The organism is Kitasatospora sp. NPDC098663 (assembly GCF_044760075.1).
Taxonomy (GTDB): Bacteria; Actinomycetota; Actinomycetes; order Streptomycetales; family Streptomycetaceae; genus Kitasatospora.
Genome location: NZ_JBIWAP010000021.1, coordinates 72,054 through 83,279 on the forward strand (window position 1 = coordinate 72,054; position 11,226 = coordinate 83,279).

9 protein-coding genes are annotated in these 11,226 nt (G+C 74.7%); all 9 read right to left on the reverse strand.

Translation table 11 applies throughout. From position 1 onward, the window contains the following. Positions 1-11: 11 nt before the first annotated feature. The gene (locus ACIQVZ_RS22835; protein WP_402452464.1) at positions 12-977 is read right to left on the reverse strand and encodes an SDR family NAD(P)-dependent oxidoreductase; all 966 of its coding nucleotides are present in this window, start codon (positions 975-977) and stop codon (positions 12-14) included. Beyond that, entirely contained in the window at positions 974-2,308 is a 1,335-nt protein-coding gene (locus ACIQVZ_RS22840) for an MFS transporter (protein WP_402452466.1), read from the reverse strand. The genes ACIQVZ_RS22835 and ACIQVZ_RS22840 overlap by 4 nt, the downstream gene beginning before the upstream one ends. Continuing rightward, the gene (locus ACIQVZ_RS22845; protein ID WP_402452468.1) at positions 2,305-3,534 is read right to left on the reverse strand and encodes an AMP-binding protein; all 1,230 of its coding nucleotides are present in this window, start codon (positions 3,532-3,534) and stop codon (positions 2,305-2,307) included. Before ACIQVZ_RS22845 ends, ACIQVZ_RS22840 begins: the two co-directional genes overlap by 4 nt. Next, on the reverse strand, positions 3,531-4,676 hold the full coding sequence (locus tag ACIQVZ_RS22850; protein ID WP_402452469.1) for a RimK family alpha-L-glutamate ligase: 1,146 nt from the start codon (positions 4,674-4,676) through the stop codon (positions 3,531-3,533). The genes ACIQVZ_RS22845 and ACIQVZ_RS22850 overlap by 4 nt, the downstream gene beginning before the upstream one ends. Then, positions 4,673-6,058 carry a KamA family radical SAM protein gene (locus tag ACIQVZ_RS22855; protein WP_402452472.1) on the reverse strand — a complete coding sequence of 462 codons (1,386 nt, stop codon included), beginning with the start codon at positions 6,056-6,058 and terminating at the stop codon, positions 4,673-4,675. The genes ACIQVZ_RS22850 and ACIQVZ_RS22855 overlap by 4 nt, the downstream gene beginning before the upstream one ends. 6 nt (positions 6,059-6,064) lie before the next feature. Further along, positions 6,065-7,876, reverse strand: coding sequence for a class I adenylate-forming enzyme family protein (locus ACIQVZ_RS22860; protein ID WP_350879780.1), 1,812 nt, complete (start codon positions 7,874-7,876; stop codon positions 6,065-6,067). A 114-nt stretch (positions 7,877-7,990) separates the two neighbouring features. Continuing rightward, the gene (locus ACIQVZ_RS22865; RefSeq protein WP_402452473.1) at positions 7,991-9,391 is read right to left on the reverse strand and encodes a flavin monoamine oxidase family protein; all 1,401 of its coding nucleotides are present in this window, start codon (positions 9,389-9,391) and stop codon (positions 7,991-7,993) included. Beyond that, complete coding sequence (locus ACIQVZ_RS22870; RefSeq protein WP_350879782.1) at positions 9,388-9,630, reverse strand: acyl carrier protein; 243 nt, start codon at positions 9,628-9,630, stop codon at positions 9,388-9,390. The genes ACIQVZ_RS22865 and ACIQVZ_RS22870 overlap by 4 nt, the downstream gene beginning before the upstream one ends. Then, the gene (locus tag ACIQVZ_RS22875) at positions 9,620-11,203 is read right to left on the reverse strand and encodes an AMP-binding protein (protein ID WP_402452475.1); all 1,584 of its coding nucleotides are present in this window, start codon (positions 11,201-11,203) and stop codon (positions 9,620-9,622) included. Before ACIQVZ_RS22875 ends, ACIQVZ_RS22870 begins: the two co-directional genes overlap by 11 nt. Positions 11,204-11,226: the final 23 nt, after the last annotated feature.

An 11,226-nucleotide genomic window follows, 5' to 3' on the forward strand; every position in this document is an offset into this window, starting at 1 on the left:
GGGTCCCTTGCTCAGGAGGAGGGTGCTGTGGGGGGTGCTTCGGCTCGTGTTTCGAGGCGCGCTTCGGGCTGTCCGAGCCAGGACCGGGCGAGGGACTGGACGGTGGAGCCGTCCGGGTCGGCGAGTTTGGCGGCCAGGTAGTCGGCGGCCCACCGGTTGGCGGGGACCCGGAAGGGCGGCCGGTCGGCGAGCAGGGTCCGTACGACGACCTCGGCGACCTCCCGGGCGGGCTGGCCGGCCGACTCCCAGCCCTGGCCGCCGACCCAGTCCAGGTAACCGGCGAAGGTGGGCGCGTACGGGCCGGAGGCGGCCTGGATGGTGCCGCGGTCGATGTCCGGGAAGACCCCGAACCGGGTGTCCGGGACGTAGCCGGGCACGACCACCGAGACCTGGACGCCGTGCGCCGCCGCGACCGGGGCGAGCGCCTCCAGGAACCCCTCGACGGCGAACTTGGCGGCGCAGTAGGCCTCGTTGAACGGCTGGCCGACCACGCCGTGCACGCTGCCGACGGCGACCAGGCGGCCCGCGGCGGCCCGCAGCAGCGGCAGCGCGGCCCGGCTGACCGCGGCCACCCCGAAGAAGTTGACCTCCAGGTTGGCCCGCAGCGCCGCGTCGGTGGACATCTCCAGGGTCGGGTCGGAGTTGGAGACGCCCGCGTTGTTGACCACGGCGTCCAGCCGCCCGTACGTCCGGGCCACGCCGTCCAGGCAGGCGGCGATCGAGCCGGGGTCGGTGACGTCGAGGCGGCGGACGTCCACGGTGACGCCGGCGGCCTCGGCGGCCCGCCGGAGCTCCCCGGCGCGGCCGGGTTCGCGCAGGGTGGCCACCGTGCGGTATCCGGCCCGGGCCGCCGCGACGGCGGTGGCCAGGCCGATGCCGGAGGACGTCCCGGTGATCAGCAGGACCTTGCCGTCGGTGCTCCTGGCCTTCGCACCGCTCCCGCCGCTCCCGCCGCTCCCGCCGCTCCCGCCGCTCACGACGCGCTCTCCGCGAGTTCCCCGGGGGCGGCGGCCTCGCGCCCGGCGGCGTCCAGCAGCGGCTGGAGGCCGAGGGCGGGGAGGAAGGAGCAGGCGGCCAGCAGGGTGCCGCCCGCCATCACCGCCCGGGCCGCGTCCAGGATGCCCAGCGGGCCGGTGAGCAGGGTGACGGCCAGGCCGCCGACCAGCGCGGCGAGCGGGATCACGCCCCAGGTGACGGTCCGGAAGGCGGCATGCATGACGCCCTGGTTGCGGGCGGTCATCCGGGCCTGCCGGGTGGGCGCGCTGCACACGTTGATGCAGGACATGAAGAACCCGTAGCAGCCCATGGTCACCGCGATCACCGGCCCGGGCGGCAGTGCGGGCGCGGCGAGCAGGCCGAGGCCGGCCAGGCAGTGCAGCAGCAGCGACCAGGCCATCGTCCGGCCCAGGCCGAACCGCCGGCTGAGCCGCGGGGCGACCAGGGCGCCGACCAGCGCGCCGAGCGCGGCCACCGACATGGCCGCGCCGAAGGCGCCGACCGTCACGCCCAGGCCCCGGTAGGCGAGGACGGGCAGGACGGTGACGAAGATCGGCCCGCCGCAGTTGAGCGTGACGGCCGCCAGCACCACCCGGCGCAGCACCGGGTCCGCCCAGTTGAGCCGGAAGCCGAGGGTCAGCCGCTCCCGGATCGAGCCGGGTTCGACCGTCCGCTCGCCCCACGGGCTCATGTACCGGAAGCAGACGGCCGAGACCAGGTAGCTGGCCGCGTCCACCAGCAGGGCGGCCACCCCGAGCGCGCTGTACAGGGCGGCGGCGATGGAGGGGCCGGCGACCTCGGCGACCGAGCCGCTGCCCTCCAGCCGGGAGTACGCGCGGACCATGCCGTCCTCGGGCACCACGGCGGGGACGGCGACCAGGTAGCCGACGTTGAAGAAGATCGTCGCGCCGCTGATCACCGCCACGCAGCCGAACAGCAGCGGGGTGGACAGCACGTCGAGCCAGTACGCGAGCGGGATCGCCGCCACCGCCGCCAGCCGGACGAGGTCGCAGCCGAGCATGGTGCGGCGCTTGTCCCAGCGGTCGACCAGCACCCCGGCGACCGGCCCGAGCAGCGGGATGCCGAGGTACTGGGCCATCGCCACCACGCCGACCTGGAGGGCGGAGGCGTGCAGGACGAAGATCATCAGGGTCGGGACGACGAACACGGTGACCTTGTCGCCGACCAGGCTGACGGTCTGCCCGGCCCAGAACAGGTCGAAGCCCCGGCCCAGCGGCGCCGGCCGGACGGGCGCCGCCCCGGCCTCCACCGGGTCGGACGTCGTGCCCTCGCCCGCCCGGTCGGACTTCACGCACCCTCCCGCAGGACCAGCCCGGCGGTCTTGCCGGTGCGGCCGTTGCTGATCAGCTCCTCGACCGGCCGCACCCGGAAGGACTCCGGGTCGTGCTGGAAGGCGGTGCTGAGCGTGAAGGTGGCGGTGAACAGCTCCTTGCGCAGCCGCTCGGCGTCGGGCGCGGCACCCGTCCCGCCGGTGAGCAGCAGGACCTCCACCCCGGTGGCCCGGCCGCGCTGTTCGGTCAGCACCACCTGGGCGCGGGCCACGCCCGGTTCGCGCTCGGCCCGGGCGATCAGCTCGGCCACGTCCAGCCCGAGGCCGCGGACCTGGACGACGCTGTCGCGCCGGCCCAGCACCCGCATCGCCGGGCCCGGGCGCCCGCACGGGCAGTCGGTCAACTCGCCCGCGTCGCCGGTGCGGTAGCGCAGCACCGGGTTGAGCATCTCGGGGTTGAGGGTGGTGAAGTCGAGCAGGCCGCCGGCGTCGGCGTGGACCAGCTGGTCGGGCAGCGGGTGGAAGGTGTCGGCCGGGCAGTCGGGGGTGTTGGTGGCCACCACCCAGGTCTCGGTGCTGCCGAACATGCCCCAGCGCCGCGCCTCGGGCGCCACCACGGCGAGGTCCTCGTCGAGTCGGGGCTGCCAGGCCTCGCCGAGCCACACCACCTTGCGCAGGGACGGGAGTCGGATGCCGGCGGCGCGGGCGTGCGCGAACCAGAGCCGCAGCACGCTGGGCGTCCCGCCGATGGCCGTCACCCGGCGCGCGGCCAGGAATGCCAGCCAGTCGCCGTACTCCTCGGCGGCGACCGAGCCGAGCGCGATGATCCGGCAGCCGGAGAGGTCGGCGAGCGCGGCGGCGAGGAAGTGCGCGCCCCACATCCGGCCGGCGCCCCAGGCGTTGACGAAGACGTCCGTCCGGTCGAGCGGCTGCCAGTGGGCGTGCACGCCGGCCATGTAGAAGCCGGTAGGGGCGTAGCCGACCTGGGGGGCGCCGGTGCTGCCGCCGCTCTGGAACAGCCAGGTGGCGGCCTGGTCGGCGGCGGGCTCCAGGTGGGCGAGCGCGGTGTTGAGGTCGTCCTTGGCCAGGGGCGGGAGCGTGGCGAGCCGGTCGAGGGTGTGGACGTTGACGTGGCTGGCGTAGCGCGGGGCCAGGGCGGGGACGCTGCGCAGCCGCTCCAGGGTGCGCCGGGCCACGTGCAGGCGGGGCTCGGCGGCCTCGGGGGGCAGGGAGAAGGAGGCGGTCATCGGGAGTCCGTCCGGGGGTCGAGGTCGAGGTCGCGGTCGCGGTGGGAGGTGCGTGCGGGTGCGGGTGCGGGTGCGGGTGCGGGGGCGGGGCTTCGGGCGGGGTCGAGGGTGAGCGGGCGGGCGCCGTCCGCGAGCCACTGGGCGTGGCCGTCGCGGTAGGCGGCGAAGCGGGCGCGGGTGACGTCCCGTTGGAGGGTGCGGTCCGGGTCGGTGAGGTCGGGGGCGATCACGCCGTCCGGTTCCAGTTCGGAGAACCAGTACCGCTCGCCGTCGTACAGGAAGTCGACGCAGAAGAACGGGATCGGCAGCCGCTCGGCGAACCAGGCGGTGGCGGCGGCGAGTTCGGGCGGCACCGGGGGGAACTCCATGGCGCCGCCCCGGCTGGCGTTGGCGACCGGGGAGCCGGGCTCCGGGGTCCGCTTCATCACCGCGTACGGCTCGCCGTCGACGACGTACACCCGGTAGTCGATCGTGCCGTCGCCCAGGTAGGGCTGGACCACCAGCGTGGTGTCGCCGCCCTGGGCGAGGCTGGCCAGGCCCCGGACGTCCTCCGGGCCGCGGGCCAGGTTGATCCCGCCGCCGCCGCACCAGCCGGCGGGTTTGACGATCGCGGGGTAGGTCATGTTCCGCAGGCCCACCTCGTAGCCGTGCTTGCTGATGTCCCGGCCGGTACCGATCCGCACCGTCGGGATGGTCGGCACCGGGGAGCCGCCCAGGAACAGCAGGGTGGCCAGCTTGTCGTTGCCGATCAGCGAGACCTGCGGCGGGAACGGCAGGTAGAACCCGGCCTGTTCGAGCACCGCGTACAGCGCGTACTGGTTGAAGACGTCCATCGACTGGTACGGCAGCGAGTAGAGCGCGGTGATGAACAGGGTGTCCTCGGGGGTGACCGGCTCGTCGTCCACGTAGACCCGGGGGCGGCCGGGCCCGGTGGCGTCCACCGTGACGGCCTCCGGGGCGTGCCTGGTCCAGCGCAGGCCGAGGCCGGCGGCGCTCTCGGCGTAGAGGTCCCAGAAGAAGCCGTGCCACATCGCGGCCATCCGGGAGGACTCCCGGTCGGGGAAGATCCAGCACAGGCGGCGCAGTTCACCGCCCCGGGGAGGGGCGGGGCTCGGGGCGGGGCTCGGGTCGGGGGTGCTCATCGCGCTCCTCCTGCGGTGGACGGCTCGGACCACCAGCGGCGGCCGGTCTCCGGGAGGGTGTCCACCGGGTCGTAGTAGGGGTGGCGCCGGTCGAGCGGGGCGTCCCGGCCGCCGCCGCTCTCCAGGCCGGTGCGGTAGTTCTTGGTCCAGTACGAGATGCCGAGCTCGCGGTCGTAGGCCACCGCCTGGTGCACCCAGCGCTTGCCGACGTGCGGGACGTCGCAGACCAGGCGCGGGGTCGCGTAGCCGGGCAGGTAGCCCATGATCGCCTCCTGGAGGCGCTGCGCCTGGTGCAGCGGCGTCCGCCAGTGCTCGGCGCCCGGGATCACGTCGCAGAGGTAGAAGTAGTACGGCAGGATGTTCGCCTCGCCCTGGAGGGCGAAGCAGAGGTCGAGCAGGTCCTCGGGGGTGTCGTTGACGCCCCGCATCAGCACGCCCTGGTTGCGGACGTCCCGTACGCCCGCGTCCAGCAGGGCCCGGGCCGCCTCGGCGACCAGCGGGGTGATCGAGCGCACGTGGTTGGCGTGGGTGTGCACGGCCAGGTTGACCGCGCGGCGGGCGGCCAGTTCGGCGACCCGGGCCAGGCCGTCCAGCAACCGCGGTTGCAGCCAGTGCTGGGGCAGGCCGACCACGGCCTTGCTGGCCAGCCGGATGTCCCGGACGGTGCCGAGGTCCAGCAGCCGCAGCAGGAAGGACTCCAGCCGGGGCCAGGGGACGTTGGCGAGGTCGCCGCCGGACAGCACCACGTCGCGCACGGCGGGGGTGCGCTTGAGGTAGTCGAGCATCTGCTCCTGCCGGTCGGCGGGGCGCAGCAGCAGCCGGGTCTTGGCCACCTGGGGCGTCGAGGTGCCGACCAGGTCCATCCGGGTGCACTGCCCGCAGTACTGCGGGCAGGTGGCGGTCAACTCGGCCAGCACCTTGGTGGGGTAGCGGTGCGTCAGGCCCTCGACGGCCCACATGTCCGCCTCGTGCAGCGAGTCCCGTTCGGCCCGGGGGTGGCTGGGCCAGTGCGGGTGCCGGTCGGTGCGCACCGGCAGCATGTAGCGGCGCACCGGGTCGGCCAGGAACGCCTCGGTGAAGGCCTGCGGGTCGGCCGGGGCGTCCGGGGCCATGGTGTTCAGCAGCTGCGGCGGCAGCAGCATCGGCATGGTGGCGAACCCGGCCTGGTCGGCGGCGAGTTCGCGGTAGAAGTGGTCGCAGAGCCGGTCGCCGACGACGGCCCGCAGCTGCCGCGCGGTCTTCACCGAGTGGGCCCGCTGCCACTGGGCGTCGCGCCACTGCACCTCGGTGACGTGGCGCCAGCCCGGCAGCCGGCGCCAGTCCGGCTCGACCAGCGCCGTTCGCGCGTACGTGTACGGCTGGCGGATCACGGGGTGGTCCATGGCCGGCTACTGGCCGGCGGAGGGGGCGGTGGGGAGGCCGGTTCGTGGGCCGGTTCGGAGCTCGGCCCGGGTGTCGGCCCGGGTGTCGGTTCGGGACTCGGTCCGCGGGTCGGCGAGGAGGCCGGCGAAGCGGGTGCGCAGCTCGCGCTTGAGCACCTTGCCGGTCGGCCCGAGCGGAAAGTCCTGCGGCGTGCGGGCGATCCGGACGGCGGCGAGCGCGGCCAGCCCGGCCGCGGCCAGCGCCTTGTTCGCCGCGTCCCGCACCTCCTCGGCGCCGGCCCCGGCGTCCCCTCCGGCACCTGCCTGCAACCGGACGACGGCGACCGGGCGTTGGCCCTCACCGGGCGCCCCGGGCACGCCGACCACCGAGCAGTCCTGCACCAGGTCGGCGCAGTCGGCGAGCAGCACCTCCTCGATCGGCAGGCTGTAGACCGGGCCGTCGGCGGTGTCGATGACGTCCACCGTGCGGTCGAGGTGGTAGAAGCGGCCGTCGGGCGAGCGGCGGGCGACGTCGCCGGTGAGCCAGTAGCCGGCCAGCTCGAAGCTCTCGGTCAGCCGCCGGTCGTGCCAGTAGCCCGGGGTCCGGGAGGGGCTGACCACGCCGAGCAACCCGACTGTGCCGTCCGGGAGTTCGGTGCCGTCCTGGTCGAGCACGGCGGCCTTCAGGACCACCTCCAGCGGCCTGCCGACGCAGCGGTCGTCGCGGGCGCTCTCCGGGGTGGTCACCTGGCCGAAGAGCGCCATTCCCATCTCGGAGGAGCCCAGGCCGTCGACGAACTGTGAACCGGGCAGCGCGGGTCGGTCGGCCCGGTCCTGCGGCAGCAGCCAGGGGCGGATCAGCCCGGCCGGCCGCTCGCCGAGCGTCACCAGGCGGCGGATGTGCCCGTGGTGCGCGCTGTCGCCGGTGTTGAACCAGGAGTGCACCCGGGCCGCGCCGCGGACCGGGAGTTCGCCGGTGGCCAGCTCGACGAAGGTCCGGGGGAAGGAGGCGACCATGGTCGGCTGGAAGGCCTCCATCACCGGCTCGACGACGGCGCGCCGCCAGTCGGACATCACCACGGTGGGCAGGCCGAGCAGGGTCGCGGTGAGGAAGTAGCTGAGCCCGCCGGCGTGGGTGTGCGGCATCAGCGACATCAGCCGGTCGTACGGCTCGGCGGGGAAGCGCTCCATCCGCGGCTGCTTGCCGTCCCAGAACTGGCGGTGCGCCAGCATCGTCGACTTGGGGGTGCCGGTGGTGCCGGAGGAGTGGATCAGCGCCACCACGTCGTCCGGGGCGTGCCGGTACGGGTGGTCGGCGGGCAGCTCGACGGCGTCGGCGTCGAAGGCCTGCACCTCGGCGGCCAGGGCGAGGAAGCGCGGGCGGCGGCCCGGGTCCTCGCGGTAGGCGGCGGCGAGCCGGGTGGGGTCGTCGGCGACCACGCCGACCACGCCGACGTGGTCCAGGTAGCGGACCAGCACGTCGTGCCGCATCGCGTCGTTGACCAGCGCGGGGACGGCGCCCAGGGAGGTCAGCGCGAGGAAGTGCAGCAGCGGTTCCAGGCCCTCGCCGACCACGACGCCCACCGGCTCGCCGGGGCGCACCCCGTTGGCGTGGTACCAGGCGGCGTAGCGGTCGCGCAGCGCGGCCAGGTCGAGCAGGCTGTGGCCGCGCAGCACGACCTCGCCGCGGTGGTCGGTGCGGTGGGTGAAGACGGACGGGACGGCGCGGTGCGGGTTGGCCGCGAGGGCGTGGTCGAGGAAGTTGCCCGCGCCCAGGGCGGGTTCGGTCATCAGCCGCTGTCTGGCGGCGAGGGGCGCGATGGAACTGCGGTCGCTCATGGGGGTCTCCCGAAGGGGGGCGGGCGCGGGTTCTCGTGGAACCGGCGCCGGGGAGGGGGAAAGGCCGGGGAAGGACAGGGGTGGGGCGTCAGGCGTGGGTTCGGGGTGCGGGCGTCAGGCGCGGGCGAGGATGTCGGCGACGACCCGGTGGCCGGAGCGGATCGCGCCCTCCATCAGCCCGAAGTACGCGGTGCTGGTCTCGGTGCCGGCCCAGTGCACCCGGTGGTGCGGCGCGGTCAGCGCCGGGCCGAGCCGCGGCCAGTCGCCGGGCCCCAGCAGGGCGGCGTAACAGCCCTGGCTGTACGGGTCGTTGAGCCAGTCGGTGACGTGGCAGGCGGTCGGCTCGGGGAGCATCGGGAAGAGCTGCGCGGCCTGCCCGATCGCCGCCGCGCGTTGCTGCCGCGGGGTGAGGGCGGCGAAGCGGTGAGCCTCGGCGCCGGTGACGAAGCCGGTCAGGACGCCGATGCCGGCCTCGGCGGGGGAGTCGTCCACGGTGGAGAGCAGCGGCCCCCGGGCGTTGACCGACCAGCCGGACAGGCCGTGGTCGCGCCACAGCGGCGCCGGGTAGACCAGGTGGACCTTGACCGCGCAGCCGCGCGCGGTGCGCTCGCCGGCCCGGCGCACCGGCAGGCCGGGCCGGTGGTCGATCGCGTCGGCGAGCAGCGGCGGCAGCGCCATGACGGCGACGTCCGCGCGGTGCTCGCCGCGGTCGGTGTGCACGGTGACGGCGTCGGCGTCCTGGTGGACGGCCCGGACCGGCTCGCCCAGCCGTACCCGGTGGCCCAGGCGCTCGGCCAGCCGCTCGCACACCTGGTGGGCGCCGCCGCAGATCCGGTCCTGCTGGGCGCCGCCGGCGAAGGCGTTGAGGTAGCGCAGGCCGCCGCCGGAGCGCAGGTAGAAGGCGAGGTGGAGGACGGAGATGTCGGCCGGGTCGGCGGCCGTCATCTCGCCCAGGAACAGCGGGAAGAACAGCCGGGCGTCGGGGTGGGTGAGGTGCTGCTCGGCCCACTCGGCGGCGGTCAGGGCGTCCAGGCGTTCGGCGTCCGGGGTGAGCCAGGGCGCCTCCGGCCGTACGGCGGCGGTGAGTTCGGACAGCCGGTCGAACAGGTCGCCGAGCGCGACGCCGTCGAGCGGCGGGAACCGGCCGTCGCGGGTCGTGGCGTCGGTGCCGGGTCCGGCGTCGGTGTCGCTGCCGGTGTGGAGGGCGAAGCGGCTGGCGCCGGACATCGTGGTGGGGGTGGTCTTGAGCCCCAACTCGTCCATCATGGCAAGGAGTTCGGTGTGCCGGTCGCCCAGGTAGGCGGCTCCGGCGTCGATCAGGGCGCCGGGGGCGGCCTCGATGCCGTGGGTGCGTCCGCCGACCCGGTCCCGGGCCTCCAGGACGGTCACGTCGAAGCCGTGCGCCGCCAGCCCGGTGGCGGCGGTGAGCCCGGCCAGTCCGGCGCCGACCACGACGGCGGTTCCTCCTGGCCGATGCGCGTCGAACGGGTGCTCGTTGGACGGGCGGTCGTTCATCTCCCGGCCGTGATTCTGCGCGCGAGCGCGGTGGGGGTGGGCGCGAGCAGGAACTCGTCGAAGGTGAGCTCGACGGCGTAGCCGCGCGCGACGGCGCTCAGCACCCGGGTGGCGATCAGCGAGTCGCCGCCGAGGTCGAAGAAGTCGGAGTCGGGCGCCACGTCGTCGCGTTCCAGCACGCGCCGGAAGACGTCCACCAGGTCCTGCGGGGTGGCGGGGGTGGTGAGGTCAGTGCTCAACGGAGGTCTCCTTCGACCTGTCGTGGGCGCCGTAGCGCAGGTGGCAGCCGGCCCGGTCGACCTTGCCGCTGGGGGTGTGCACGAGCCGGGGGACGACGGTGATCCGCCCGGGCACGAGGTGGCCGGGCACCCGGGCCCGCAGGTAGGAGAGCAGGTCGCCGGCCAGGTCCGGCGGGCAGGTGTGCCGCCGCGCCACGACGTACGCGAGCAGCGTGGTGCGGCCGGCCAGGGCGGCGCCGGTGACGGCGGCCGCGGTCACCTCGGGGTGGCCGGTGAGGTGCGCCTCGACCTCCGCCGGGTCCACCCGGACCCCGCGTACCTTCAGTTCGCCGTCCAGGCGGCCCTGGTGGGTGAGCAGGCCGTCCGGGCCGCGGCTCACCCGGTCGCCGGTGCGGAAGTACCGCTCGCCGTCGACGGTGGTGAACCGGGCCGCCGTGGCCTCGGGCAGGCCGGGGTAGCCGAGTGCGAGGCCCGGCCCGCCGATCAGCAACTCGCCCTGCTCGCCGAGGCGTTCGACGACGTGCGGCAGGGCGTGGCCGATCGGTGCGCGGGCGGCCGGCGCGTGGTGGGCGCCGGGCCCGACCGGTTCGCGGGCGAGCGGTCCGGACAGGTCGACGGCGTGGGTGATCTGGGTGGTCTCGGTGCAGCCGTAGGTGTTCAGCAGCCGGATCCGCCCGGTGTCCAGTCGGGCCCAGTCGTCCAGCCGGGCCGGCTGGACGGCCTCCCCGCCGATCACCAGGAGCCTGACGCAGGGCGGAAGTTCGGCCCGATCGTCGACCAGGTGGTGGACGAGTTCGTGCCAGAAGGCGGTCGGCAGGTCCAGGACGGTGATCCGCTCGCGCTCGACCATCCGCAGGAAGCGCGGGAACGACCCGCAGTGCGCGTCGGGGTCGAGGACGAGGGTGGCGCCCGCGGTGAGTGCGGGGAGGATCTCCTCGAAGCAGGTGTCCCAGTTGAGCGAGGCGAACTGGAGCACCCGGTCCTGGGGGGTGAGGTGGAAGAGGTCGCGCAGTGTGTGGGCCGTGGCCGCGACGGCCCGGCGGGGAGTGGCGACGGGTTTCGGCTGCCCGGTCGAACCCGACGTGAAGAGAATGTAGGCCGGATGTTCCGGGCCGCTTGCGGCGTGGTCCGCCGGAAGGGTTCCGGGCGGTTCTCCGGGGAATTCCGGGAGGGTCGGTAACTCCACTAATCGAGCGTCGAGTCGGTGGTCCGCGACGGCTTCGCCGAGTATCGCCGTGCGGCAGTTCGCGGCCGTCGCCATGGCGTGTCGACGGGCCTCGGGGAATGCCGGATCGATCGGGCAGTACGTGCCTCCGGCGGTCAGCACGCCGAGAAGCGCGACCACCGTTTCGGCCGTGTGGACGGCCGGCACGGAGACCGTGCCGGGGTCCGGTCCCAGGCGCCTGGCCAGGGTGTTCGCCAGCTCTGCGAGCCGGCCGTAGTCGAGGGTGCGCCCCCGCTGGACGATCGCGGGGTGCCGGGGATTGCGGCGTGCCATTTCCGTGAACGCGTGGATCAGGTCGGGAACGACCCGGAGGGTGTCCTGATTAAGGGTGTCCTGATTAATTGACATGGCCGCCCCAAATGATGCTGTCG